The 25,692-nt window shown below is 65.3% G+C and carries 20 protein-coding genes and 1 pseudogene; 9 read left to right on the plus strand and 12 right to left on the minus strand.

Going from position 1 to position 25,692, the window contains the following annotated elements; genetic code table 11:
- Positions 1-161 precede the first annotated feature (161 nt).
- Entirely contained in the window at positions 162-2,474 is a 2,313-nt protein-coding gene (locus D4Q52_RS18285) for a PAS domain-containing sensor histidine kinase (RefSeq protein WP_119858001.1), read from the plus strand.
- A 781-nt stretch (positions 2,475-3,255) separates the two neighbouring features.
- Here D4Q52_RS18285 and D4Q52_RS18295 read toward each other — a convergent pair.
- The 4 genes from D4Q52_RS18295 to D4Q52_RS18310 all read right to left on the minus strand — a co-directional run bounded on the left by D4Q52_RS18295 (position 3,256) and on the right by D4Q52_RS18310 (position 10,230).
- On the minus strand, positions 3,256-6,219 hold the full coding sequence (locus D4Q52_RS18295; RefSeq protein WP_119858002.1) for a bifunctional [glutamine synthetase] adenylyltransferase/[glutamine synthetase]-adenylyl-L-tyrosine phosphorylase: 2,964 nt from the start codon (positions 6,217-6,219) through the stop codon (positions 3,256-3,258).
- Positions 6,216-7,685: a sensor histidine kinase gene (locus D4Q52_RS18300; RefSeq protein ID WP_119858003.1), complete on the minus strand. Its 1,470-nt coding sequence runs from the start codon at positions 7,683-7,685 to the stop codon at positions 6,216-6,218. Before D4Q52_RS18300 ends, D4Q52_RS18295 begins: the two co-directional genes overlap by 4 nt.
- Positions 7,669-8,349 (minus strand): response regulator transcription factor, encoded by a 681-nt coding sequence (locus D4Q52_RS18305; RefSeq protein ID WP_119858031.1) that lies wholly within the window; start codon positions 8,347-8,349, stop codon positions 7,669-7,671. Before D4Q52_RS18305 ends, D4Q52_RS18300 begins: the two co-directional genes overlap by 17 nt.
- 285 nt (positions 8,350-8,634) lie before the next feature.
- Positions 8,635-10,230 carry a Do family serine endopeptidase gene (locus tag D4Q52_RS18310; RefSeq protein WP_119858004.1) on the minus strand — a complete coding sequence of 532 codons (1,596 nt, stop codon included), beginning with the start codon at positions 10,228-10,230 and terminating at the stop codon, positions 8,635-8,637.
- A 347-nt stretch (positions 10,231-10,577) separates the two neighbouring features.
- On the opposite strand from D4Q52_RS18310, the gene D4Q52_RS18315 reads away from it, so the two are divergent.
- From D4Q52_RS18315 to cyoD, 6 genes are all read left to right on the plus strand, one after another.
- A complete protein-coding gene (locus tag D4Q52_RS18315) occupies positions 10,578-11,513 on the plus strand; it encodes a 2Fe-2S iron-sulfur cluster-binding protein (RefSeq protein ID WP_119858005.1) in 936 nt (311 codons plus the stop codon).
- A gap of 66 nt (positions 11,514-11,579) precedes the next feature.
- On the plus strand, positions 11,580-12,068 hold the full coding sequence (locus tag D4Q52_RS18320) for a ferritin-like domain-containing protein (RefSeq protein WP_119858006.1): 489 nt from the start codon (positions 11,580-11,582) through the stop codon (positions 12,066-12,068).
- Positions 12,069-12,216: 148 nt separating this feature from the next.
- Positions 12,217-13,110: a cytochrome ubiquinol oxidase subunit II gene (locus tag D4Q52_RS18325; protein WP_119858007.1), complete on the plus strand. Its 894-nt coding sequence runs from the start codon at positions 12,217-12,219 to the stop codon at positions 13,108-13,110.
- A complete protein-coding gene (gene cyoB / locus D4Q52_RS18330; protein ID WP_119858008.1) occupies positions 13,056-15,059 on the plus strand; it encodes a cytochrome o ubiquinol oxidase subunit I in 2,004 nt (667 codons plus the stop codon). The genes D4Q52_RS18325 and cyoB overlap by 55 nt, the downstream gene beginning before the upstream one ends.
- On the plus strand, positions 15,056-15,703 hold the full coding sequence (gene cyoC / locus D4Q52_RS18335) for a cytochrome o ubiquinol oxidase subunit III (protein ID WP_119858009.1): 648 nt from the start codon (positions 15,056-15,058) through the stop codon (positions 15,701-15,703). Before cyoB ends, cyoC begins: the two co-directional genes overlap by 4 nt.
- Positions 15,700-16,095, plus strand: coding sequence for a cytochrome o ubiquinol oxidase subunit IV (gene cyoD / locus D4Q52_RS18340; RefSeq protein ID WP_119858010.1), 396 nt, complete (start codon positions 15,700-15,702; stop codon positions 16,093-16,095). Before cyoC ends, cyoD begins: the two co-directional genes overlap by 4 nt.
- A gap of 10 nt (positions 16,096-16,105) precedes the next feature.
- On the opposite strand, the gene D4Q52_RS18345 is transcribed toward cyoD, so the two are convergent.
- From D4Q52_RS18345 to D4Q52_RS18360, 3 genes are all read right to left on the minus strand, one after another.
- Complete coding sequence (locus D4Q52_RS18345) at positions 16,106-17,290, minus strand: YihY/virulence factor BrkB family protein (protein ID WP_234831242.1); 1,185 nt, start codon at positions 17,288-17,290, stop codon at positions 16,106-16,108.
- Positions 17,291-17,434: 144 nt separating this feature from the next.
- Positions 17,435-17,974 carry a helix-turn-helix transcriptional regulator gene (locus tag D4Q52_RS18350; protein ID WP_119858012.1) on the minus strand — a complete coding sequence of 180 codons (540 nt, stop codon included), beginning with the start codon at positions 17,972-17,974 and terminating at the stop codon, positions 17,435-17,437.
- A gap of 436 nt (positions 17,975-18,410) precedes the next feature.
- A complete protein-coding gene (locus D4Q52_RS18360) occupies positions 18,411-19,331 on the minus strand; it encodes a LysR family transcriptional regulator (protein WP_210210147.1) in 921 nt (306 codons plus the stop codon).
- A 92-nt stretch (positions 19,332-19,423) separates the two neighbouring features.
- Here D4Q52_RS18360 and D4Q52_RS18365 point away from each other — a divergent pair, with 92 nt between their 5' ends.
- Together D4Q52_RS18365 and D4Q52_RS18370 are read left to right on the plus strand one after the other, a co-directional pair.
- A complete protein-coding gene (locus tag D4Q52_RS18365) occupies positions 19,424-20,179 on the plus strand; it encodes an SDR family NAD(P)-dependent oxidoreductase (protein ID WP_119858013.1) in 756 nt (251 codons plus the stop codon).
- Positions 20,157-20,579, plus strand: a complete 423-nt coding sequence (locus tag D4Q52_RS18370; RefSeq protein WP_425328496.1) for a nuclear transport factor 2 family protein — start codon at positions 20,157-20,159, stop codon at positions 20,577-20,579. Before D4Q52_RS18365 ends, D4Q52_RS18370 begins: the two co-directional genes overlap by 23 nt.
- A 39-nt stretch (positions 20,580-20,618) precedes the next feature.
- Here D4Q52_RS18370 and D4Q52_RS18375 read toward each other — a convergent pair whose 3' ends face one another.
- From D4Q52_RS18375 to D4Q52_RS18395, 5 genes and pseudogenes are all read right to left on the minus strand, one after another.
- Entirely contained in the window at positions 20,619-21,119 is a 501-nt protein-coding gene (locus D4Q52_RS18375; protein ID WP_119858015.1) for a cytochrome c-type biogenesis protein, read from the minus strand.
- Between the two features lie 4 nt (positions 21,120-21,123).
- Complete coding sequence (locus D4Q52_RS18380; RefSeq protein ID WP_119858016.1) at positions 21,124-23,106, minus strand: heme lyase CcmF/NrfE family subunit; 1,983 nt, start codon at positions 23,104-23,106, stop codon at positions 21,124-21,126.
- Complete coding sequence (gene ccmE, locus D4Q52_RS18385; RefSeq protein WP_119858017.1) at positions 23,103-23,591, minus strand: cytochrome c maturation protein CcmE; 489 nt, start codon at positions 23,589-23,591, stop codon at positions 23,103-23,105. The genes D4Q52_RS18380 and ccmE overlap by 4 nt, the downstream gene beginning before the upstream one ends.
- A 101-nt stretch (positions 23,592-23,692) precedes the next feature.
- Entirely contained in the window at positions 23,693-24,793 is a 1,101-nt protein-coding gene (ccmI, locus tag D4Q52_RS18390; protein WP_119858034.1) for a c-type cytochrome biogenesis protein CcmI, read from the minus strand.
- Between the two features lie 160 nt (positions 24,794-24,953).
- Positions 24,954-25,692 (minus strand): annotated as a pseudogene (locus D4Q52_RS18395) (hypothetical protein); the annotation flags it as partial.

The raw sequence follows: 25,692 nt of genomic DNA on the forward strand, positions 1-25,692 counted from the left end.
ACAAATGAGCATGCGATTCATCTTTGGATAAGAAATTTTCCGATCCGCCGAATCGTTGACTCTCGACAGCCCCGGAAAAGTGGATTCAAATCAGCTCTATGATTCGAACCGCGAAACGCAGTTCGAACGGGGTGCTGACAAACATTTCTGGGGGCCACGGGATGGCGCGCGTGCAGGCGGCGAACGCCTGCGCTCAATCCGATTCGATCAAAGGATTGGCGCAGTCGATCGCTAAACCGGCCTACCATCGGCTCTTGACGGCCGAGCCGGTGCTCCGCCGCGCCGTACCGATCCTGATCATCGCCTTCCTTGTCACGATCTGCTTCGGCGCGGCCGTGCAAGTGATCGATCAGTCTCGGCAGAAGCGCGCGGCGCTCAATCGCGACCTCTGCGCCCTCGCCGACCTCCTCGCAGAACGGCTCGAACATATCGGCGTCGTGCGCCTCGATCGTCCCGCTTCGCTCGAGCGCCTTCAGGGCCTCCTCCCCGGACTGATACCGTCATGGGGAATCGCGGCAGGCCGCCACGTGATCGTTACCGGCGTCGATCAACGCGTGCTGGCTCGCGTGCCCGGAGACGACAGCGCGCTCGCCGCCAACAGATTTCTGGAGATCATCAGCGCCGCCCCACCGCTGACGCGCTCCGCCCAGCAAGGCACCGTCAGCGAAATCATTCTGCCCGGCGGAGCCTCGGCGCTGGCGACCCTGCACACCGTCAAGTCGCTGCCCGGCCAGGTCATCGTCATTCAGGAAGACACCAGCTCGTTCCTACGCTCGGATGCGGCGCTGCAGATCACGCTGTCGGCGACCACCGGCTTCGTCGTGCTGATCCTCGGATTCGCGTTTCACTGGCAGTCCACCCGCGCCCGCGAGGGCGACCTGATCAACGATGCCGTGCGCAGTCGGATCGACACCGCCCTCAATCGCGGCCGCTGCGGGCTGTGGGATTGGGATCTGTCGCGCGGCCGGATCTTCTGGTCGCAGTCGATGTTCGAATTGCTCGGGCTGGAAAGCCGCAGCGATCTGCTCACCTTCGGCGAAGTCAACGCGCGGGTGAACGCCGAGGACATCGACCTGTTCGCGCTCGGCGACCAGCTGATCGCCGGCAATGCCGACCACATCGATCACAGCTTCCGGATGCGGCACGCCAACGGCCACTGGATCTGGCTGCGGATGCGCTGCGAACTGAGCCAGGAAACGCTGACCGAGAACAAACATCTGATCGGCATTGCGGTCGACATCACCGAGCAGAAGAGCCTCGCGGAGCGCACTGTCGAAGCCGATCTGCGGCTGCGCGACGCGATCGAGACCATCCCCGAAGCATTCGTGTTGTGGGATGCCGATAATCGCCTGGTGCTGTGCAACTCGCATTTCCAGCGCCTGCACAAGCTGCCGGACTCCGCGGTCGCGCCGGGCACCTCGTACGAGACGGTGATCGAAGTCGGCCGCATGCCGGAAATTCGCACCCGGCTCGGCGACCGCGGCGGCTCCGCCCCGGGCGCGCGAACCTTCGAGGCGCAGCTCGACGATGGCAGCTGGCTGCACATCAGCGAACGCCGCACCAAGGACGGCGGCTATGTCGCGGTCGGCACCGACATCACCCGTATCAAGGCGCACGAACAGAAACTGGTCGACAACGATCTGCGGCTGCGCGCCACCGTCGCCGATCTGAAAATCTCTCAGGTGAAGCTCGAGCGGCAGGCGATCGAACTGGCCGACCTCGCGAAGAAGTACTCAGACGAAAAGACCCGCGCCGAGGAAGCCAACCAGACCAAATCGAAGTTCCTGGCCAACATGAGCCACGAACTGCGCACGCCGCTGAATGCGATCATCGGCTTTTCGGAAATCATGGGCAGCGGGATGTTCGGCTCGCTCGGGTCCGAGAAGTATCAGGAATACTGCCACGACATCATGACCAGCGGCCACTACCTGCTGGAGGTGATCAACGACATCCTCGACATGTCGAAGATCGAGGCCGGCAGGATGCGGCTGGAACTGGAAGAGCTCGACCTCGCCCGCACCCTCGGCGAGTCGCTCAAGGTGGTCGCCGGCCGCGCCCACAATAAGAACCTCGATCTACGCTCGGATATCGAGGCCGATATCCCGATCGTGGCGGATCGCCGCGCCATCAAGCAGATCCTGATCAATCTGCTGTCGAACGCCGTGAAGTTCACGCCGGACGGCGGCAGCGTCAACGTCCGCAGCCGGACACGTCGCGATTCCATCGTGCTGATGATCGCCGACACCGGCATCGGCATCGCGCCACATTCGCTGCGCCGGCTGGGCCAGCCGTTCGAGCAGGTCGAGAGCCAGCTCACCAAGAGCTATCACGGCTCCGGCCTCGGGCTCGCGATCGCCAAGTCGCTGACGACGCTGCACGGCGGCTCGATGCGACTACGCTCGACGCTCGGCGCCGGCACCGTGGTGATGGTCAAGCTGCCGCGCAACAGCCGCCGGCATCGGCTGGCGGCCTGACGCCGAAGGCCTCGTCGGCGCCGCGATTAGCCGAAAATCCGTCTTGTGCCGCCATCCGCAGCCTGTGTATGAGGCTGACCTGTCGACGGAGGTCGCCGCGATGGATTTCAGTGCCATCTTCCATCAGATCGGGACGTGGTCGCTCCGGGCGGCCGTCCTCGGAGGCATTGTCGGCGTCGGATATCTGACGTTTCGCGGGGATGCCGACATGCCCGGCGCGCGTTTGGCCGCAGCCGAGAGACCGGCGCCGATCAGCGATACGTCGCCGTGCCAGCCGATTGGACAAATGGCAAGCGGCGAATTGGTGTACTCGATGGATTGCGAGACGCCGCCGACCGTAGGACCGCTCCTCGGCCCGGCTGCGAGCGCCAACTAGAGCGCTTCATCGATTGACCGAAGCGACGACGCCTCTCACGTGAGTCGTCATCCTGATCTGCGCGCGTAGCGCGCCTCGAAGGATGCGGTCAAGCTGTTCGCGGCTCTTCCTTCGAGGCCCGCAGCTTACGTACAGCGGGCACCTGAGAGTCTGACTCAAAACTGAGGCTGAAGTCTCGGGCACACTTTAGATTCAGTTAGTTCACTCCCAAAGGCCGTCATGGCCGGGCTTGTCCCGGCCATCCACGCCTTTTATGCAGTAACGGCAGCAAGGCGTGGATGCCCGGCACAAGGCCGGGCATGACGCGAGGATAAGAAAGTGCCTGATTTGATAGCGCGCATTTCCAGCCAGGCTCTCAGGATGACGGCGTGGCTCTATTAAATGCAAAACGGCTCTAGCGCCGTCCTACGCTCCGCCGACCAGCCGGTTGAAGATCGCACGCACGTCGGCCTGTGTTTCTTTCAGCCGCGCTTGCAGCGATGAGAAGTCCGGGGCATCGCCGGCCCGCACCATCACCCGCAGCAGATCGTCGCCGGCGGCTTCCGGCTTGAACTTCTCGCTGACGCACAGCCGCAGGATCTGCGTCAGATCGTGGTACAGCCGCGCCGCCGGGCGCAGCACGTCGGCGTCGGCCTGCGCCAGTAGCCCGAGCCGCGCCGCATTGTCGATCGCCGCCAGCGTGCTCACCGCCAGGATCTCCGGCTTGTGCTGAGCGTGAACGAGCTGCAGATACTGCGCGATGAAGTCGATATCGACCATGCCGCCGGCCGCGTATTTCAGATCCCAGACGTCGTCCTCGCCCTTCTCCTGGGCGATCGCCTGACGCATTTCGGCGACGTCGTTGGCGATGATCGTGGCGTCGCGCGGCCGCGTCAGCACCGCGCGAATGACGTCCTCGATGCGGGACCTGAACTCCGGCGAGGCCGAGATCACGCGGGCGCGGGTGAGCGCGAGATGCTCCCAGGTCCAGGCCTCGGTCTCTTGATATTCGGCGAACGCATCGAGCCGCGACGCCACCGGACCGGCGCGCCCGGACGGCCGCAGTCGCATGTCGACGTCGTACAATACGCCATAATTCGTTCGCGTCGTGAACGCCGAGATCAGCCGCTGCGTAAAGCGTGCGAAGTACTGCGCGCCGTGCAGCGATCGTTCGCCGTCGCTGTCCGGCTGCTCGTGATCGAAATCGTAGATCAGGATCAGGTCGAGATCGGACGACGCCGTCATCTCGCGGCTGCCGAGCTTGCCCATCGCCAGGATCGCGGTTTCCTGCCCCTTGATGCGGCCGTACTGCGAGGCGAATTGCTCGCTCACCAGCTGGTGCACCGTGCTGACGATGCCCTCGGCGACATCGGCGAAGGCGACGCTGGCCTGCTGGGTCGACACCGTACCGGACAGAATGCGCGTGCCGATCAGGAACAGGCTCTCCTGCCCGAACAGCCGCAGCCGATCGAGAAATTCCTCGTAAGAGCCGGCATCGGCCAGCGTCGCCGCCAGACGCGACGACAGTTCGGCGCGGTCGGGCATCGCGCCGAAGAACCGCGGATCGATCAGCCCGTCGAGGATCTGCGGCTGCCGCGCCAGCATGTCGCCAAGCCGCGGCGCGGCGCCGAGCACCAGCGCCACCAAGGTCAGCAATTCGCGATTCTGACTCAGCAGCGAGATCAGCCGGCCGCCGCGATGCAGCGCCTGCAGCAACCGGTCGAACGAATTGATTGCCGTGTCGGGCTCCTCGGCGCGCGCCAGCTCCTCGACCAGCGCCGGCACGAACTCGCGGAAGGCGCGCTGCGTCGCCTCGACCTTGAGCACGCGGTAGCCGCCTGCCATCCATTGCTGCAGCGTCGTCGCCACCATCAGCGGCTTCTTGTAGCCGAGCCCGACGAGGTGATCGAGCAGCCGGGTATCGTCCGGTCCCGCCGCGTAGTCGATCGGCTCCTTGACGGTGCCGGCCGGATCGCCTTCGAACAGCTTGGCGTAATGCCCCTGCACGCATTCGAGATGCGCCAACAGATCGCTCGCGAATGCGGCGCGGCTGTCGTAGCCGAAGAAGCGCGCGAACCGCTCGATGCCGTCGGCGCTGTCGGGCAGCGTGTGGGTCTGCTCGTCGGCAACCATCTGGATGCGATGCTCGACGCGCCGCAGGAACTGATAGGCCAGGCTCAGTTCGTCGCGCGCTTCGAACGTGATCCAGTTGCGGGCGGCCAGAATGTCGAGCGCCGCCAACGTCGGCCGCACCCGCAACTCCGGATGCCGGCCGCCCGCGATCAGTTGCTGAGTTTGTGCGAAGAACTCGATCTCGCGAATGCCGCCGCGGCCGACCTTGACGTTGTGGCCCTCGACCGCGATCTCGGTCTGGCCCCGGAAGGTCTGCATCTGCCGCTTCATGTCGTGCACGTCGGACAGCGCCGCGAAGTCGAGATGCTTGCGCCAGACGAACGGCGCGATGTCGCCGAGCAGCGCCTCCCCCGCGACGAGATCGCCGGCGCAGGCGCGCGCCTTGATCATGGCGGCGCGTTCCCAGGTGCGGCCTTCGCGTTCGTAGTAGTTCAGCGCCGACACTGTCGACAGCGCCACCGGCGTCGACGCCGGATCGGGCCGCAGCCGAAGATCGACGCGGAACACATAGCCGTCGTGCCGGCGCTGCTGCAGGATACGGCTCAGCCCCTGCGTCACCCGCACGAAGAACGGCTGCGGCTCGATGTCCGGCGCGAGCGTCGGCGCGTCCAGGTCGTAGAACACGATCAGGTCGATATCGCTGGAGTAGTTCAGCTCGCCGGCGCCCATCTTTCCCATCGCCAGCACGACCAGGCCCGAGCCCTGCTCCGGCGCGTCGCCGTTCGGCGGAACGATGCGGCCGCGCGTCGCTTCCTGGCGCAGCAGGAAGCGCAGCGTCATCTGCACCGATTGCACCGCAAGGTCGGTGAGCGCCTGCGTGACCTGCATCACCGGCCACAGCCCGCCGATGTCGCACAGCGCGATCGACAGCGCCGCCTCGCCCTTCATCTTGCGGAGGATGGTCATCACCTCCGCTTCGTCCGTGGCAGCCGCAACCGCGCCGGCGGTGCTGTCGAGCAGCGTCGCGAAGCCGAGGTCGGGATCGGATCGGAGCAGGCGCAGCAGCCGGGCTGGATCGGAGCGGATCAGATCGAACAGATAGGGAGAGGCCTCGGCGATCGACTGCAGCGTCGTCTGAATCAGAGGATGGCGGTCGGCAATGGCGCGGAGTGCGCCGGCCTGGTCGGCGCGAATGTCTGCCAGCCAGTCCTCGAAACGTTTCGCGGCCTCCTCCGGCGCATGCAGCTGCGGTCCGGCGGCGAAACGCGCGGCCAGTGCGGAGGGTGAGATGTCCGCGTCGATCGCGGAAGAAGTCATGCCGGCGTCGGTTCTGGGATTGGGGTGGCTGAAACCAGTCCTTCGCCCGTGTGCGCCGGAATTGCAAGCGTGGCGCGCAAACCCGGCTCGGCATCGGACAGCCGCAGGTCGCCGCCATGCAGTCTCGCCACCGCCGAGGCAAGACTGAGCCCGAGACCGGAACCCGGCAGCGTCCGGCTGGCCTCGAGCCGCACGAACCGTTCGACCGCATGTTTGCGGTCGGCCTCGGGGATGCCCCGGCCATGATCAGTGACGCTGACCAGCACCTGATCGCCGTCCCGCCGCGCTTCGATCAGGATCGTCGCCAGGTCGGGCGTTGCAGCCGGTGCCTCGGCGCCCGGCGCCGCCAGCGGCAGTTGCGGCTGGCCGTATTTGATCGCGTTCTCGACCAGATTTGCCAGCGCCTGGCTGATCAACTCGCGATTGCCGCGTACCGGCGCCGGCTCGGCCGCTATCTCCAGCCTCAGGCCATTGTCTTCGGCCAGCGGCTCGTACAATTCGTGGATGTCGCGGGCGATGTCGGCGGCGTCGAACGAATCCATCTCGCCGCTGGCGTGGCCGGATTCGGCGCGCGCGATCATCAGCAGTGCGTTGAAAGTCCGGATCAGCCCGTCGGATTCCTCGATGGTGCGCTCCAGCGCCGCCCGGTAGTCGGCCTCGCTGCCGGACAGCGCCAGCGCCTCCTCGGCGCGGTTGCGCAGCCGGGTCAGCGGCGTTTTGAGATCGTGCGCGATATTGTCCGAGACCTCCTTGAGGCCATTCATCAGCGCCTCGATCCGCTCCAGCATGGCGTTGAGGTTTTCCGCCAGCCGGTCGAGCTCGTCGCCGCTGCGGCCGACCGGGAGCCGGCCGGACAAGTCACCGGCCATGATTCGCTGCGTCGTGCCGGTCATCGCATCGATCCGCCGCAGCACGCGGCGCGCCGCAAAGATGCCGCCGCCGAGGCCGAGCACCACGACAATCAGGATCGACCACTGCGCCGCCGACCACACCACCTTGTTGAGCCGTCGCCGCTCTTCGAGGTCGCGCCCGACCAGCAGACGGAATCCGCTGGTCAGTTCGCTGACCCGCACCAGCGCGCGATGGTTGCCGCGATCCTGGTCATCGAGCCGCCGATAGAACGTTTCCGTCCAACCGGTCTTGCTCATCACCCCCGGCGCCAGCGCGCCGACATTGCCGGCGACGGCCTGCCCTGCCGGCGTGGTGACGAGATAAAGGTTGGCGCCCGGCCGCAGCGCGCGGTTCTCGATGGTGAATACCAGCCCGCGCAGACCGCGCCGCGTGTAGATGTCGTCGATCTCGCCGATCTCGGCGTCCACCGTGGTGGTGATCTGGTCGGTAATCAGCCGATGCGTATTCCACGCGAAATACGCCAATAGCGACGCCGCGAACAACCCGAACAGAAACAGATAGACCAGCGTCAGCCGAAACGCCGTGGTTCGGATCAGTTTACCGAATGCCGTCACGGATCATATACCCCGCGCCGCGGATGGTGTGCAGCAGCGGCCGGTCGAAGCCTTTGTCGATCTTGGCGCGCAGGCGGGAGATGTGGACGTCGATGACGTTGGTCTGCGGATCGAAGTGATAGTCCCAGACGTTCTCCAGCAGCATGGTGCGGGTCACCACCTGGCCGGCGTGCTTCATCAGATATTCGAGCAGCCGAAATTCGCGCGGCTGCAGCGTCAGCTCCTCGCCGCCGCGGGTGACGCGGTGCGACAGCCGGTCGAGCTCGAGATCGCCGACGCGGTAGCTGGTTTCCTCGGCCGGTCCGCCATGGCGGCGCGACAGCACCTCGACACGGGCGAGCAGTTCGGCAAAGGCATAGGGCTTCGGCAGATAGTCGTCGCCGCCGGCGCGCAGGCCCTTGATACGGTCGTCGACCTGGCCGAGTGCGGAGAGGATCAGCGCCGGGGTGCGGTTGCCCTTGTCGCGCAGCGTGCCGATCACCGACAGGCCGTCGCGCTTCGGCAGCATGCGGTCGATCACCAGCACGTCGTAGTCGCCGCTGTCGGCGAGTGCGAGCCCCTCCTCGCCGTCGCTGGCGAGATCGGCGATATGGCCGACTTCACGAAACGCCTTCACCAGATAATCGGCGGATTCGCGGTCATCCTCGATGATCAGCAGGCGCATATTGGATTCGGATTCGCTCGAAGGCTTGACGGTTTCTGGCACCATGGCGGGACTTCAGCCTCCATGCAAGGCGGCAGGTTGTGCCCGCCGGACATGGAAGCGGGCGATGGAGCTGGGGGAACTCCACCGCCCGCCTAGTCCTTCCGACGGAGGGGGGCTTACTCCTGCCGGAAGGTAGAGGGCGGGGACGAGTTATTCACCCGTCCCCTGGAAAGGCCGTCGGCGGGGGCGACGTTGCCGGCGACACTCTCCAACTCTGCAGCGACGATCGGTCAGCCTGGGGTCTTAACCCTTGGCCGAGATCGGCACCGCGACGAACCGTGACGAACCACCCGAGCGGACCCGGATCAGCACGCTGTTCTTGTTGTCGGCCTTGGCGGTGTTGATCGCCTCACGGACATCACCGGGGCTGGCGACGTTCTTGCCGGCCACCTCGAGGATCACGTCGCCTTCCTTGAAGCCACGTTCGGCCGCGGCGCTCTTCGGATCGACGTCGGTCACCACCACACCGTCCTTGCCGGCGCCGGCAACAGAGCCGGCCGGCGCGACGGTCAGGCCGAGCCTCGGCACCTCGTCGCCGCGGCCGGAGCTGCGGCCGCTGTCGTCATCGCCGCTATTGACCTTGGCCTCGACTTGGTTCGGCAACTGGCCGAGCGTCAGGCTGAGCTCCTTGTCCGCCCCCTTGTGAACCACGGTCAGCTTGACCGTGTTTCCGGGCGCGAAGCCGCCGATGGTGCGGGCGAGTTCACGGGCGTCCTTCACCGGAGTGCCGTTGACGGCCTTGATGACGTCGCCCGACTCGATGCCGGCCTTGGCGGCGGGGCCGTCCTTCTGCGGCTCGGCCACCAGCGCGCCTTCGGCCTTCTTCAAGCCGAGGCTGTCGGCGATCTCAGGTGTCACCGGCTGAATCTGCACGCCGATCCAGCCGCGGCTGACCGAGCCCTTGTCCTTGAGCTGCTGCACCACCTGCTTGACCGTCGTGGCCGGGATCGAGAACGCGATACCTACGCTGCCGCCGGACGGCGAGTAGATCGCGGTGTTGACGCCCATCACTTCGCCATTGGTGTCGAACGCCGGACCACCGGAATTGCCCTTGTTCACCGGCGCGTCGATCTGGATGAAATCGTCATACGGACCGCTGCCGATATCGCGGCCCGAGGCCGAGACGATGCCGGCCGTCACGGTGCCGCCGAGACCGAACGGATTGCCGACCGCTAGCACCCAGTCGCCGATCCGCGGCTTGCCTTCAGACAACTTGGCGAACGGGAAGTCGGTGCGGCCCTCGACCTTGATCAGTGCCAGGTCGGTGCGCTGATCGGTGCCGATCACCTTGGCCTTGTAGCTCTTGCCGTCGTCCATGGTGACTTCGACCTTGTCGGCGCCGTCGACCACGTGATTGTTGGTCACCGCATAGCCATCGGCGGTGATGAAGAAGCCCGAGCCCTGCCCGGTCATCGGGCCGCCGCCGCCGCGATGTCCGCGCATGCCCGGGGGCATTTCCCCGCCGAAGCGACGGAAGAAGCGCTCCATCGGCGAACCCGGCGGGAACGGCGAGTCCTCGCCTCGCTCACCACGGTCATCGTTCTTCGCGACCTTCTCGGCGATGTTGACCTTCACCGAGATCACCGAGGGCTTCACCTTCTCGACGATGTCGGCGAAGCCGACCGGCTGCTGCGCCTTGTGAACCTCGTTGCCGACCTGCGCATGTGCGGGCGTGCTGAACAGGTCGACCGAGGTCGGCGACTGCGACAAGCCGAACGCGCCCGCTCCCAAGCCGGCCACCACCGTGGCCATCAGCGCAAGCTTGCGGGCCGAGAACACGGATCGGCGAGCCGCCGGACGGGACGGCTGCGAGGGGGATTGGATGCGAGTGTCGGTCATTCAAGGGTCTCCAGAACCAGGATTTTGGCGGTGCCTGATTAGCACCTGTGGATCTGAAGATGGGGGCGCGCGCCTTACCGCGCGCTGGCGGCTGAATTAAAGTTTTGTAACACAGCGGTATTATAGCGCGGCGGAAGGTCGCGATCCGCGCTCCAACTCGCTCACGGATTTGTCAACACTCGGACATTTTGTCGGAAACACGATCTGCCGCGCCCGCCGCGCAATCTCTCTGCACTCTCTAACTAACTGATCTTTCGGTCTGTTTCGCGTGGCCTGCTTCTTGCCAAGGCGTGGATCGAGGGCGCCGGGTGCGGCGTCGGAGGATAAGTAGCTAACAGGAGAGCGCCTTGGCCAACATTACTTTCTCTTCGCCGGTGATGGCGAAGGACGTCACCGTTTATGCCGTCGCCGGCGACCGCGGCACCATTCTGGCCGTCGCAAAGGCCCACAAGATTCCGATCCCGTTCGATTGCCAGGACGGAGAATGCGGGTCCTGCCTGGTGCAGGTGGAGCACTTCAATCCGAAGGCGAAGTCGGCGGTCGCGCTGACCGAGAAGGAAAAGGAAGTCCTGCGTCAGCTCGGCAAGATCACCAAGGACGAGATTACCAACGCCGAAGTCAACGACATCCCGCCGCGCTACCGCCTCGCCTGCCAGACCTTCGTGCGCAACGAAGACATTCTGGTGAAATTTGAAGGCGACAAGACCAAACCGCAGAAGATGGCGGTGACCCCCGCCGCCGCGCATTACAAAGGCGGCCTGGAGATCAACTCGCTGCCGGACTTCTTCAGCTACGCCGCCAAGGTCGAGCAAGACGCCGCCACGCATTACGACGACCTCGCCAAGGCGATGGCCGAAGCCGGCAACGCGCCGGTCGCCAAGCTGTTCGGTCAGCTCGCCGAGTTCTCGCGGCTGCATCTGGCGGAAGTGAAGGCGCGCGCCGGCGCGATCGACGTCAGCAAGAACGTGCCGCCGGACTACGCGTGGCCCGATCACGCCACGCCGGAACGCGCCGCCGTGTGGGCGTCCGACACTACGTTGACCCGGTTGGGCGCGCTGAAGGCCGCACTGCAGGGCGAGCGTCGCGGCTACGAATTCTATCGCGCCGTCGAGGCCACCACCAAGTCGTCCGAGGTCGCCGCCGCCGCCAAGGAATTCGTCGGCGAAGAGGCCGAACACGTCCGCATTCTCGAAGCCTGGATCACCCAGGAGGAATGGGCACTGAAGCACGCCAAGACCTCGGAATCCAAAGCCTCGGAATCCAAGACCGCCGAAAACGCCTGAGCACGTCACCAACGAAGACGGCCGCCGTCGCACCGGCGGCGGCCGAACAGCGAAGGATCAACTCACATGGAAACGGTCGAAGAGTTTCTGGCGCACTCCATTCGCCTCGAACAGGAAGCGGCGCTGCGGTTCGGGCAGCTCGCCGATGCGATGGACAGTTGCGGCAACAAGGAAGTCTCCAAGCTGTTTCGCCAGCTCGCCGACTACTCGCGAATGCATCAGGCGGACGCCCAGGCGCGCGCTGGCTTCCGCGACATTCCGCAGATGGAAGCCGGCGATTTCAAATGGCCCGGCGTCGAGAGCCCGGAGACGGCGGCGATCTGGGGCACCGATCCGTTCATCGGCCGTGACCTCGCGCTGCAGATCGCGCTCGAGGCCGAGACCGGCGCGTACGACTGGTACAAGAACGTGCTCGACACCACCGACAATCCGGAAATCAGGATGTTGGCGAAGGAATTCGTCGCCGAGGAAAGCGGCCACGTCGCCGAACTGCATCGCTGGATCGGCCTGCACAAAGCCGGCCAGCCGCTGCCGATGGAAATTACGCCGTTCTGAACCGGTCCGCCCAGACTCGGCAGAAAACCGCGAAAAGCAGCGGCGTCGTGCCGCGTGCGACATAATGTGCAGCGGGTCAGGAACTCACCCTGACCCCGTCGGTTGACGGGCTGTCTTCCCGGGGGAACCCGATGCACAGCCCGTCCTTATGAACATCTTTGATCCCAAAGGCCCGGTAGCGTACGGAAATTCGACCATCCTGATCGATTCCGTCGTGATCATGCTGGCGATCGTGCTGCCGACGATCGTGGCGATCCTGGCCTTCGCTTTCTGGTTTCGGGCCGGCAACGCGCGCGCCAGGTATCAACCGGACTTCGCCTATTCGGGCAAGATCGAACTTGTCGTCTGGTCGATCCCGCTACTCACCATCATGCTGCTCGGCGGCGTCACCTGGATCGGCGCACACAAGCTCGACCCCGCGGCGCCGGTCGAGGGAACGGGCAGCCCGATCCGCATTCAGGTCGTCTCGCTGGATTGGAAGTGGCTGTTCATCTATCCGGACCAGCGCATCGCCACGATCAACGCGATCACCGTGCCGGTCGGAGCGTCACTCAAATTCGAGCTGACCTCCGCCAGCGTGATGAATGCGTTCTTCATCCCGCAGCTCGGCAGCATGATCTACACCATGAACGGCATGGTCACGCGGCTGAACCTGCGCGCCGACCACGAAGGCACGCTGCAGGGCCTGTCGTCGCATTTCAGCGGCGACGGCTTTCCCGACATGATGTTCGACGTCCACGTCGTCTCCCCGCTGGCCTTTCCCGAATGGGTGGCGGCGACAGCGAACAGCGCTCGCGTGCTGGATAGCGACAGCTACAAACAACTGTTCAAGCAAACCACGGAGAGCGGCCGGCCGACCTATCGGCTCGGCGACCCGCTGCTGTTCGAAGCCATCAGCACCCAGAAGATCCCGCCGCAACCGGGCCCGGTGCCATCCAAGGAAGCTGCGCCTCCCTACCTGCAAGCCAACTTCGGAGCCAATGCAATATGCTCGGCAAGCTCGACTGGTCGGCCATACCAATTGATCAACCTATCCCGTTGATCGCTGCGGCGATCGTGCTGGTCGTGATCGTTGGCGTGCTGGCGTGGGCGGGGATCAAAGGTGATTTCCCGTATCTCTGGCGCGAATGGATCACCAGCGTCGATCACAAGCGGATCGGCGTGATGTACGTGCTGCTGGCGCTGGTGATGCTGCTGCGCGGCGGCACCGACGCGATCATGATGCGGGCGCAGCAGGCGATCGCGTTCCAGTCCCAGGGCTATCTGCCGCCGGAGCACTACAATCAGATCTTCTCCGCGCACGGCACGATCATGATCTTCTTCGTCGGCATGCCGTTCATCATCGGATTGATGAATTTCGTCGTGCCGCTGCAACTCGGCGTCCGCGACGTGGCATTCCCAACGCTGAATTCGGTCGGATTCTGGCTGACGGCGAGCGGCGCCCTGCTTATCAATATGTCGCTGGTGATCGGCGAATTCGCCCGCACCGGCTGGCTGCCGTTCCCGCCGCTGTCGGAGCTGAGCTACTCGCCCGGCGTCGGCGTCGACTATTACTTATGGGCGATTCAGATATCGGGCATCGGCACGCTGGTGGCCGGCATCAATCTGGTCACCACCGTTCTCAAGCTGCGCACCAAGGGCATGACCTATCTGCGCATGCCGATGTTCTGCTGGACCACGCTGGCCTCGTGCCTTTTGATCGTCGCCGCGTTTCCCATCCTCACTGCCACATTGACCATGCTGCTGCTCGACCGCTATCTCGGCTTCCATTTCTTCACCAATGAAGCCGGCGGCAACATGATGATGTTCATGAACCTGATCTGGGCGTGGGGTCATCCGGAGGTCTACATCCTGGTGCTACCGGCGTTCGGCGTGTTCTCGGAAGTGGCGTCGACCTTCTCCAGCAAGCCGCTGTTCGGTTATCGCTCGATGGTCCTGGCCACCATGGCCATCTGCATCATTTCATTCATGGTATGGCTGCATCACTTCTTCACCATGGGGGCCGGCGCCACGGTCAATGCCGTGTTCGGCATCGCCAGCATGATCATCGCGGTGCCGACCGGCGTGAAGATCTACAATTGGCTGTTCACGATGTATGGCGGCCGGGTGCGGTTCGAAACACCAATGCTGTGGGCGGTCGGCTTCATGATCACCTTCATCCTCGGCGGTCTCACCGGCGTGCTGCTGGCGGTGCCACCGGCCGACTTCATGCTGCACAACAGCCTGTTTCTCGTCGCCCACTTCCACAACGTGATCATCGGCGGCGTGCTGTTTGGCGCCTTCGCCGGCTACACCTACTGGTTTCCAAAAGCGTTCGGCTTCCGCCTGCACGAGGGGCTCGGCAAGGCGGCGTTCTGGTTCACCCTCGCCGGCTTCTACGTCACCTTCGTGCCGCTCTACGTTGCCGGCCTGATGGGGATGACGCGGCGGATGCAGCACTACGACATCCCGGAATGGCGGCCGTGGATGATTGCCGCCGGCATCGGCACCGCAATCATCGCGATCGGCGTGATGCTGCAGCTCGTGCAGTTCGTCGTCAGCATCCGCCGACGCGAGCAACTGCGCGACCACACCGGCGATCCCTGGGATGGCCGCTCGCTGGAATGGGCGACGGCGTCACCGCCGCCGGTGTTCAACTTCGCGGTCTATCCGGACGTCACCGGAGAGGACGCGTACTGGACCGCCAAGGCAACCGCGCGCGAACACGGCGAAGAGCAGCCAAAGCAGGCCTACCGGGACATCGAGATGCCGCGCAACTCGCCGACCGGTTTCGTCTGCGCGTTCTTCGCCACGCTCACCGGCTTTGCACTGATCTGGCACATCTGGTGGATGGTCGGACTCGGACTCGTCGGCGCGTTCGCCACCTTCGTGGCGTTCGCCTGGCGCGACCGCGAGGACTACGTCATTGCGGCCGATGAGGTGGCACGCATCGACGCCCAGAATCGGCAAGAGCGCCGCGAGGCGCTGAAGCTGGCCGGAAGCCCGGCATGACCGACGCCGCGCTCTCGCACGGGCATTCGGACCCGCACCATCTCCGCGGCCTGCAGGCCGCCTCGGAGCAGACCGGCCCGGCACCGAAGCGGATCGTCACCGGTTACGGCTTCTGGATCTTCCTGCTGTCCGACATCATCATGTTCGCCTGCTTCTTCGCCGCCTATGCGGTGCTGTCCGGCGCGACCGCGGGTGGGCCAACTGGCGCGCAACTGTTCGACTGGCGCAATGCGGCGATCGAGACGCTGCTGCTGCTGTTTTCGAGCTTCGCCTGCGGACTGGCCAGCATCGCGGCGGACGTCAAGAGCCAGCGCTGGTTTCAGCTGGCGATGCTGGCGACCGCGACCCTTGGTGCCTGCTTCATCGCGATGGAAGTGCGTGAGTTTGCCGACCTGATCGCGCGCGACGCCGGCCCGAGCCGCAGCGCGTTTCTATCGGCGTTCTTCACGCTGGTCGGCTGCCACGGCCTGCACGTGTCCGCCGGCCTGCTATGGCTGCTGACGATGATGGCGCAGGTCTATGCCAAGGGCTTCCGCGCCGACATTCAGCGCCGGCTGCTTTGCTTCGCGTTGTTCTGGCACGCCCTCGACATCATCTGGGTGGCCATTTTCTCGATGGTGTATCTGCTCGGGAGCCGCGCATGAGCGAGCCGCAACTCCATGACATCCACCACACCACCGATGTCGCGCCCGGCGACGAGGGCGAGGTTCGAGTCGCTTCGAGGGTGTGGGGCTATGTCGCCGGCCTCGGCCTGTCGCTGCTGCTGACTGCGACCTCGTTCTTCATCGCCGGCACCGACCTCGTCTGGCAACCGAGCATCCCGGTCGCGCTCGGCGTGCTGGCGATCGCCCAGATGGGTGTCCAGTTGGTGTTCTTCCTTCACCTCACCACCGGCCCGGACAACACCAACAACGTGCTGGCACTGGCCTTCGGCACGCTGATCGTGGTGCTGGTGGTCGGCGGCTCGATCTGGATCATGGGGCATCTGAACGCCAACATGATGCCGACCGAGCATCTGATGCGGATGATGAGGTAAGGCCCAGCGCTCAGCCTTGCGCCGGGCCGACGCTGTCGGCGACGCGGGCGCCTCGCGTGCCGATCGGCCGCGGGTGACCGGTCGTCGTATCGCGGGCGGTTTGGTGCTCCATCTCGGCGTCGAGTTCAGCGCCGAGCAGGATGACGATGGCCGAGATCCACATCCACGTCATGAAGCCGATCACGGCGCCGAGCGAACCGTAGGTCTCGTTGTAGTTGCCGAAATTGGCCGCATAGAACGAGAACAGCCCCGACGCCAGCAGCCAGAAAACAGCCGCGATGCCGCTTCCCCACGAGATCCAACGCCACCGCGGCGCTTCGCGGCTCGGCCCGTAGCGATAGACCACCGCCAGGGCCAGCGCGAGCACCAGCAGCATCACCGGCCAGCGCCCGATCCGCAGTAACAGATCGCCGAAATTCGAGAGCCCGACCCACTCCAGCACGACCGGGACGATGACGATCGACGTCAGCGCCGCCACCGCGAGCACGATACCGCCCAGCGTGAAACACAGCGAAACCGCGTTGAGCTGAATGAAGCTGCGCTTCTCCTCCTCCCGGTAGACGATGTTGAGCGTATCGAACAGCGACTTCACAGCGGCATTGGCGCTCCACAGCGAAATCACCAGGCCGATGGCGAAGGCGAAACCGAGCGTCTCGGCGCCTTTCGACGCCACCCGCGTCAACTGATCGCGGGCGACGTCGATCGCCCCGCCGGGCAGAAATCCGCTGAACTGGTCGAGGTGTTTGGCGATGCTCGACGCATCGGAGAACACGCCGTAAATCGCCACCAGCGCGGCCAGCGCCGGGAAGATCGCCAGCAGGCTGTAATACGTCACACCCGCTGCCAGCGACATGATGCGGTGGGCCGAGATGTTCTGAAACACCCGCAGCAGGATGTCCTTCCAGCCGCGCAGCGGAATCTCCGACGGTGCGGAAGCCGCGCGGCCGCGATCGCCGCGCTCCGGCGCGGCAGCCTGGGCATCGTCAGCAGGCGACTCGAACTGATCGTTCTGCCCTTCGTGGCCGATCTGTCGGCCGCGAGAGCTCAGGTCACGACCGTACCCCTGCAGTTCCGCCGGGCGCGGCAGCAACCGGTTGGCCGCCGCGGAGAACGCGATGATCAGCGCCACACGCCCGAGACTCATCCCCTGCAACCGCGAGCCGCGCGCGGACCTAGTGACCTGATAGCCAGACATCGCCCCTCATCCGTCAAACTGGATAACCGGCAACGGTGGACGCGGGTCGATAGTTCCTTAGGGTGAAGAACACGACGCCGAGGCGATTGAAAGGTCGACGCCCAAAAGATGCTTTATCCCTGTTCGATCATGGCGGAGCCAAGTTTACGAGGCCTTCAGCTCATCCTCATAGCGGGCTATCTGATCGCGAAGCGCCTTCTCCAATCCAATCTTTCGGCATTGGATCTCTGCATTGGCGATTCTGACGGCCTCCGCGTCGATGGCAACGTCCCTTGCGATTTTCTCGTGCTTGAATAGCCACCGGGTGATCTCGGACCATTGCCATAGCGGACTGTCCGAGGTGACCCGCGCCACTGGGGACGGGAAGTTGTCCCGGCGCTGCCCTTTCGCGTACTGCGTGACAGCGGCGCGGCTGAGGCCGGTACGCGCAGCGATGTCGGACAAGGAGACCAGCGGGTCAGGCTCGACCCTGTCGATGGTCGCGCCGGCGGCTTTGACGTCCGCGACGGCCGACGAGATAGCGGCAGAGATGGACTCAGCTTTACGCGCGAAGTCGACGATGATGCGTCCTTTCTGAAACGAGATCGTCGCATCGTCACAGCCCGCGTCATAGAAGCGCTGCTCGAAATCGTCCGCCTCCGGATCAAGGCCAGACGCGATGATGCTGAACTCAAACTTTTTCATGAGTGTCCTCCTTACCGTGCAGGCAACGATCGACAGCTCGGGCTATTTGTTTCGCATGGTCTTCGGGATGACGCGGCGTGCTGTTGACTCCGACCTGACATCCATCCTGATCAGCGCGTGGACAGAACAGCCGGCCCCAATGCCCCATCTTTCGCCATCGCCACCCCTTGGCTTCGGCCGCCGCGACCGCGGCTTCAACTTCTTTGTTGGGGTGTCGCGGCCTCACTGACATGCCGACCACTCGAATCTATAGCGTTGTTAACAAATGTCAACAGACAATTCTTGCTGGAAAAAGCTTCAAATTTGCCGGCTACACAATCATAGGGAGCGGCGCAGCGCGCGCTGACTTTGGTCGAATTCAAGATTGAAGAGCGCTCAAGGCCATCCCCATCCGCTCCTCTCGTTACTGATCGCCGTCGATCCTTTGCGGCCTTCTTCATTCCCTCAGCCTGCGCGCCCCGGACAGATGCTCGGCCAAAAACTCACCCAGCACGTCGATGCGGGCTGGGCGAACGCGGGCGCTGGGTGTGACGAAGTACAACCCGCCTCCGGGCAAGCGCCAATCGGGGAGCAGAATTTCGAGGCGGCGGTCGGTCACATAGGGATCGGCGACGAATGAGGGCAGCTCGGCGATTCCGAGGCCGTCGAGCAACGCTGGTACCAGCGCGTCGATATTGTTCACCGAAAACGGACCAACCGGTGTGACCGAGGCGACCTGCCCATCGGTGTGGGTGAATTGCCAAGTGCCTGTGCGGGCCCGGTAAGTGTACCCGAGGCAATGGTGAGCGTTCAGCTCCGAGGGCGATTGCGGGCGGCCATTGCGCTTGATGTAAGCCGGCGAGGCGACGAGATAGCGGCTCATCGGCCGCAAGCGCCGGGCGATCAGCGACGAGTCAGGCAGCGCGGCAATGCGCAACGCGGCGTCGTAGCCTTCGCCAATCAGATCAACCGCCGCGTCGCTGAGATGCAGGTTCAGCGTGATCTCAGGATACTTCCGAATGAATTGCGGAAGGATCGGGCTGAGTTCACGCAAGCCGAACGACATCGGCACGGCGAGGTTGACCGTGCCACGCGGCTGACTGGAGAGTTCGCGAGCGGCGCTTTCCGCCTGCTCGGCTTCCGCCAGCACGCGCGACGCGCGCTCGGCCAGCCGCCGGCCAAAATCTGTCAGCGTCATCTTCCGCGAACTGCGGTTGAAGACCTGCGCGCCGAGGCGAAGCTCGAGCCGGGAGATGCCGCGCGACACTGTGGCAACCGACAGATTGAGCGACCGCGCCGCGCCGGCGAACGACCGCTCTTCCGCCACCTTGGCCAACAAGGCCAGCCCCTCAAAGTCCGGAAGCTTCGAAATCGACATCGACATTCCTGCAACGATACTTTTCAATCGTTGCTATATCGAAATGATGGTCCCCGCGCCATCCTCTCTCTCGTCAGCAAAAGGAGAGCGCCATGGCTCAGAAACTCAATGGAAAGGTCGCTGTCGTCACCGGCGGCACGAGCGGTATCGGACTGGCGACAGCGAAGCGTTTTGCAGCCGAGGGGGCCCGGGTCTTCGTCACCGGACGCCGCAAGGCGGAGCTGGATGCGGCGGTCGCGGCGATCGGCAAGAGCGCGATCGGAGTGCAGGCCGATGCATCGAAGCTCGCTGATCTCGATCTGCTGTTTCAGCGGGTGAAGGCCGAAGCCGGCGGCATCGACGTGCTGTTCGCCAATGCCGGCGGCGGATCGATGCTGCCGCTCGGCGAGATCACCGAGCAGCAATACACCGACACGTTCGATCGCAACGTCAAAGGCGTGCTGTTCACCGTGCAGAAGGCGTTGCCGCTGCTGCGCGACGGCGCATCGGTCATTCTGACCGGATCGACCGCGGGCACCGAAGGGACCGCGGCGTTCAGCGTCTACGCGGCCTCCAAGGCCGCAGTCCGCTCGTTCGCGCGCAACTGGATCCTCGATCTCAAGGACCGCCACATCCGCATCAACACGCTCAGCCCGGGCGCCACCAGGACGCCGGGCTTGGTCGACCTCGCCGGCCCGGACGCGGCCCAGCAACAAGGCCTGCTGGACTACTTGGCGTCACGAGTCCCGATGGGGCGCGTCGGCGATCCGGACGAGATCGCCAAGGCCGCCGTATTCCTCGCCTCCGACGATTCCAGCTTCGTCAACGGCATCGAACTGTTCGTCGATGGCGGACAGGCTCAGGTCTGACGATGCTAAAGCGGATGCAGGGAGAACGAACATGTCAAACAGCGACTACGATCATCTACTGCGATCGAATCTTCAACGCGTCTTCAACGAACGCGATCCCGCCGCGCGCGCAACTGCCCTCGACGAACTCTACGTCGCCGAGCCGACGATGTTCGAACCCGATGCCGTGGTGCACGGCCGCGCCGAAATCTCGCGGATCGCAGGACAACTGCTCGAACGCTTCGGCACCGACTTCGCCTTCATGCCGACCGGCTCGGCTGTCGGACACCACGGCCTCGCACATCTCGCCTGGCAGGCGGGCCCGAAAAACGGCCCCGTGGCTGTGACCGGGGCCGACGTCGCGGAGATTGTCGATGGCAGGATCGCGCGGCTGTGGGTGTTGTTGAACCCGGCCGCCTAAGGCTCAGCTACTCACACGATACGTTCTGGCTGCAGAGTGTCAGCTGCTACCGGCTTCGGCAGGATCATTGAGCAACCGCTGCAGCCGCGCCTGCTCTTCGGTGCTTAGCGGCACCGGGGCCTCGGTCGCGGCCTCAGCGGCGCGGCCGCGTCGCCTGATATGCAGCCACAGCCCAAGCCCGCCGCCGAGTAGCACCAGCGGTGGGACCAGCCACAGCACCAGCGTGTGCGCTTCGAACCGCGGCTTCAGCAGCACGAACTCGCCGTAGCGCGCGACCAGATAGTCGAGCACCTGCTTGTTGCTGTCGCCGGCGGCGATCCGCTCGCGGACCAGCAGCCGCAGATCCTTGGCGAGTGTCGCGTCGGAATCGTCGATCGACTGGTTCTGGCAGACCATGCAGCGCAGTTCGCGCGACAGCTCGCGGGCCCGGGCTTCCTTGGCCGGATCGGCCATCACCTCGTCGGGCTGCACCGCGTGAGCGAGCGGCGCGGCGAGCGCGACAGCGAGGACGATCCCGAGCGCGGCGATCAGCTTGCGCATCGCCCTACTCCGCCGGCTGCAGCGCGCGCTGCGGCTTGGCGGGCTTCGGCGCGCCGACGCGGAGCCGGCGGTCGGACAGCGACAGCAGGCCGCCCAGCGCCATCAGCAGCGGGCCGTACCAGATCAGCAGCACCAGCGGCTTGTGATAGATCCGCACCGTCACGGCGCCCTCGGCGTTGATATCGCCGAGCGACACGTAGAGCTGGCTGAAGCCACGGCTCATCAAAGCCGCCTCGGTCGTCGAGGTGCCACGGGTCGAGAAGCTGCGTTTCGACGGCGTCAGCACGCCGATCGGCTTGCCGGCCTGGCTGACCGCGAACACGGTCTGCAATTCGCGATAGTTCGGTCCCTGGCGCTGCACCGCCCCTTCAAATTTCAACTCGTAGCCGGCGAGCCGCGCGGCATCGCCTTCCTTCATCGCGGCGATGTGCTCGCTGTTCCAGGTGGTCTCGCAGACGATGCCGATCAGCGCCACGCCGAGCCCGGCATGCGCGAACATCGTGCCCCAGGACGAGCGCGGCAGGCCGCTGGCGCGGCGCCAGGCGATCGCCGGGGGATTGCGCAGCAGACCGATACGCTCGACGATGTCGACCAGCGCGCCGACAATGACGAACACCGCTAGCCCGATCGCCAGCGGCGCCAGCACCGCACCTCCGGTCGTCCACGCGAACACGAAAGCGATCCCGACCAGCGCGACCACGCCGGCAGCAATCAGCCGCTGCGCCGCGCCGAGCAGATCGCCGCGCTTCCACGCCAGCAGCGGCCCGAACGGCACCGCCAGCATCAACGGCACCATCAGCGGGCCGAAGGTGAGATTGAAGAACGGCGCGCCGACCGAGATCTTGTCGCCGCTGACGACTTCCAGCGCCAGCGGATACAACGTGCCGACGAACACCGTGGCGCATGCGGTGGTGAGGAACAGATTGTTCAACACCAGCGCGCCTTCGCGCGAGATCGGCGCGAATAGTCCGCCCTGCTTGAGCGACGATGCGCGCCAGGCGAATAGCGCGAGGCTGCCGCCGATGAACACGCACAGGATCATCAGGATGAACACGCCGCGGGACGGATCGGTGGCAAACGCATGCACCGATGTCAGCACGCCGGAGCGCACCAGGAAGGTGCCGAGCAGCGACAGCGAGAAGGTCAGGATCGATAACAGGATGGTCCAGACCTTCAGCGCGTTGCGCTTCTCCATCACCAGCGCGGAGTGCAGCAGTGCGGTGCCGGCGAGCCACGGCATCAGCGAGGCGTTCTCGACCGGGTCCCAGAACCACCAGCCGCCCCAGCCGAGTTCGTAGTAGGCCCAGTACGAGCCCATCGCGATGCCGAGCGTCAGGAAGATCCACGCCATCAGCGTCCACGGCCGCACCCAGCGCGCCCAGGCGGCGTCGAGCCGGCCTTCGATCAGCGCCGCGGCGGCGAACGAAAACGAGATCGAGAACCCGACATAGCCGAGGTAGAGCAACGGCGGATGCACCGCGAGCCCGATGTCCTGCAGCACCGGGTTGAGGTCGCGGCCCTCGATCGGCGGATTGGGAATCCGCAAAAACGGATTCGAGGTGATCAGGATGAACAGATAGAACGCGCTGGCGATCCACGCCTGCACCGCCAGCACATGGGCGCGCAGCGACAGCGGCAAATTGTTGCCGAACAGCGCGACGAGGCCGCCGAACAGCGCCAGAATCGCGACCCACAGCAGCATCGAGCCTTCGTGGTTTCCCCACACGCCGGTGATCTTGTAGAGCAGCGGCTTGGCCGAATGCGAATTCTCGTAGACGTTCACCACCGAGAAGTCGGAGGTGACGTTGAGCCACACCAGTGCGGCGAACGACAGCCCGACGAAGGCGAACTGCGCCAGCGCGCTGGAGCGCGCCACGTTCATCAGGCCGCCGTCGTTCAGCCTTGCGCCGAGGATCGGCACCGTCGACTGGATCAGCGCCAGCGCCAGCGCCAGCACCAGCGCGTAGTGCCCGGCCTCGGCGATCACTTGGCGGGCTCCGCGGCGCTGGCGGAGGCGGCGCCGGGCGCCTTCTTCTCGTAGTCGTCCTTCCAGTGGCCCTGTTTCTTCAGCGCGTCGGCGACTTCCTTCGGCATGTAGGTCTCGTCGTGCTTGGCCAGCACCGTGTCGGCCTTGAACACGCCGGTATTGTCGAGTGCACCCTCGGCGACCACGCCCTGCCCTTCGCGGAACAGGTCCGGCAGGATGCCCTTGAACGCCACCGGCACAGCGGCCTCGCCGTCCGCAACCTTGAACGACACCGCAAGATGATCGCCGCGATGCAGCGAGCCGGGCTCGACCACGCCGCCGAGCCGGAAGCGCTTGCCGACGCCGATATGCTGTTCGAACACCATCTTGGGGGTCGAGAAGAACACGATCGAGCCGCGTAGCGCGTTGAGTACCAGCCCGACCGCAATCGCCAGCACCACGCCCGCGCCGCCGATCATCAGCAATCGCCGCTGCTTCCGCGTCATTGGTCGATCCTTGTCCCGGCGCCGGAATGGCACGCGTCGCTCCCGCGCCATGCTTGCCGGACAATTCTGTCGGAATATCGCATGCGCATTGGAGTCCGCCCTTACCCGTCGAGCCCGAGGGTCTTGAGCCCCTCGTTGAGCTGCTTCAGCCGCTCGGCATTGCCGGCCACCGCCTGCCGCGCCTCGGCCTGCGCGCTCTTGGCCTTGTCGGCGTCGCCGAGCACCATATAGGCGCGCACCAGGCGCAGCCATCCTTCGACATCGTCGCCGTTCTGCTTCAAGCGCGTCGCGAGGCGATCGACCATGCCGCGGATCATCGCACTGCGATCGGCCTCGCTCATCTCCTTGGCCGACGCGATGGTCTCGTCGGGCAGCGCCGGCAGCGGCGTGCCGTCGACCCGCGCCACCTGCGCCTGCAGCATCGGCCGCCACGGCGCGTCGGCCGGCGCCTTGTCCAGCATCGCGCGCCACATCGCGGCGGCGTCCTTCGGCCGGCCATCCTGCTCGGCCGCGAGGCCGAGGAAGTAGCGCGCCTTGACGTCGTCGGCGTTCATCGCCACCGCGCGTTCGAATTCGGATTTCGCCTCGGCGGTGACGACACCGCCGGCGGCCATCGCCAGCACCTCGCCGAGATCGGCATGGCGCTCAGCGGTGTCGCCCGCATAGGTCAGAGCATTGCGATAGGCCCGCGCTGCATCATCAAGCCGACCGAGCTTGCTCAGCACCGGGGCCAACACGGTCCAGCCGCGACCATCAGTGGGGTTCTTCTCCAGGTGCGCCTCGACCTGCGCCACCAGGTTTTCCAGCGGCTGCGACGCGCTCGCCGTCTTGGTGCGCTCCGCCAATGGAACGTCCACCATCATCGGCGAACCGATCGGCAGATACACCACGAGTGCCAGCAACGGCAGGCCCAGCAGCGCCAGCACCGCAACGCCGCGCCGCCAGCCGCGCCGCGAGGTCGCCGGCGCAGTGCGCTCGGTATCGGCGCTGGCGAGCAGCCGCCGGCCGATCTCGACCCGGGCCGCCGCCGCTTCCGCCGGACCGATCAGCCCGATCTGCGCGTCGCGGTCGACCTCCGCCAGCTGGTCCTTGTAGACCGCCGCCTCGCTGCCCTCGCGCCGTCCGGCCCCGCGCCCGAGCGGCCACAGCACCGCGAACACCGCGATGGCCGTCATGATCGCGAACACAAACCAGGACGACATGCGTGGAAGGTTCCGGATGAAAAGCGCCAGCGCCAAAGCTGCGGCGCCGATGAAGCCGGCCGCGTTACACCATGGCGGGACCAGCGGCGCAATTGACATTTGCGACACCGGGATACGGCACTGCAACGCTCAAATCTTGATATGAATCAAGGGGTCGGAATCATCCCGCGCGTGCCGGCTTGCGCTCGACGACGACCATCGCGCTTTCCACCGCCCGACGCATCAGCTGCGCGTAGTCGTGGCCGAACAGCACCTCGCAGAACCGGATCGCAGCCAGCGCCTGCATGTGCCGGAACGACCTCACCCGCGGGTCGCAGCCGCGCAGCGACTCGACAAGGGCGGCGATCGCCTTCTCGACATATTGCTGCAGCTCCGAATAGGTCCGCAGCGTCATCTCATTGATGGCAAGCTCGCTGGCGTAGTTGCGGCAGATCGCGGTGAAATCGATCAGCGCTGCGGCTTCGTCGACCTCGAGCTGGTCGATCCGGCTGTTGGCGGTGACCTCCTTGTCGGGCCGCTGCCGCAGCAGGCGGCGGACCCGGCCGGGCACGCTCTCGATCTCAGACTTCAGCGCGGCGGACGTGTCGACCCGGATCGCCGCGAGGCGCTTGCCCCAGCTCGAGTCGCTGCGCAGGTCGAGTTCGGTCCGCAGCCCGCGCACGCCGTCGTGGATCAGCTTCAGCTTCTCCGCCACGGTGGTGTAGTGGCCGCGCTTGAGCCCGTCGTGGAGATCTGCGGTCGATTGCGCCAGATCGTGGATCGCCATGGTCACGGGGGCGCCCAAAAGCGGAGCCGCCCCCCAGATTTAGTAGGCGGGGCCCGCCACTATTATTGGCCGCCGCCCCCACTGGCACCGCGGGGGGCGATGGGGCGGGATGAAGGTGAGCGCGCAAGGCCGC

It is taken from the genome of Rhodopseudomonas palustris, assembly GCF_003591005.1.
Lineage (GTDB): Bacteria > Pseudomonadota > Alphaproteobacteria > Rhizobiales > Xanthobacteraceae > Rhodopseudomonas > Rhodopseudomonas palustris_K.

Coding starts and splice junctions, on each gene's coding strand:
- D4Q52_RS18350 (WP_119858012.1), bottom strand. CDS start 17,974: ATGAAAAAGTTTGAGTTCAGCATCATCGCGTCTGGCCTTGATCCGGAG.
- D4Q52_RS18360 (WP_210210147.1), bottom strand. CDS start 19,331: ATGTCGATTTCGAAGCTTCCGGACTTTGAGGGGCTGGCCTTGTTGGCC.
- D4Q52_RS18370 (WP_425328496.1), top strand. CDS start 20,157: ATGGCGGACAGGCTCAGGTCTGACGATGCTAAAGCGGATGCAGGGAGA.
- ccmI (WP_119858034.1), bottom strand. CDS start 24,793: ATGTCGTCCTGGTTTGTGTTCGCGATCATGACGGCCATCGCGGTGTTC.
- cyoD (WP_119858010.1), top strand. CDS start 15,700: ATGAGCGAGCCGCAACTCCATGACATCCACCACACCACCGATGTCGCG.
- cyoB (WP_119858008.1), top strand. CDS start 13,056: ATGCTCGGCAAGCTCGACTGGTCGGCCATACCAATTGATCAACCTATC.
- cyoC (WP_119858009.1), top strand. CDS start 15,056: ATGACCGACGCCGCGCTCTCGCACGGGCATTCGGACCCGCACCATCTC.
- D4Q52_RS18320 (WP_119858006.1), top strand. CDS start 11,580: ATGGAAACGGTCGAAGAGTTTCTGGCGCACTCCATTCGCCTCGAACAG.
- D4Q52_RS18310 (WP_119858004.1), bottom strand. CDS start 10,230: ATGACCGACACTCGCATCCAATCCCCCTCGCAGCCGTCCCGTCCGGCG.
- D4Q52_RS18345 (WP_234831242.1), bottom strand. CDS start 17,290: ATGTCTGGCTATCAGGTCACTAGGTCCGCGCGCGGCTCGCGGTTGCAG.
- D4Q52_RS18305 (WP_119858031.1), bottom strand. CDS start 8,349: ATGCGCCTGCTGATCATCGAGGATGACCGCGAATCCGCCGATTATCTG.
- D4Q52_RS18285 (WP_119858001.1), top strand. CDS start 162: ATGGCGCGCGTGCAGGCGGCGAACGCCTGCGCTCAATCCGATTCGATC.
- ccmE (WP_119858017.1), bottom strand. CDS start 23,591: ATGACGCGGAAGCAGCGGCGATTGCTGATGATCGGCGGCGCGGGCGTG.
- D4Q52_RS18365 (WP_119858013.1), top strand. CDS start 19,424: ATGGCTCAGAAACTCAATGGAAAGGTCGCTGTCGTCACCGGCGGCACG.
- D4Q52_RS18295 (WP_119858002.1), bottom strand. CDS start 6,219: ATGACTTCTTCCGCGATCGACGCGGACATCTCACCCTCCGCACTGGCC.
- D4Q52_RS18375 (WP_119858015.1), bottom strand. CDS start 21,119: ATGCGCAAGCTGATCGCCGCGCTCGGGATCGTCCTCGCTGTCGCGCTC.
- D4Q52_RS18325 (WP_119858007.1), top strand. CDS start 12,217: ATGAACATCTTTGATCCCAAAGGCCCGGTAGCGTACGGAAATTCGACC.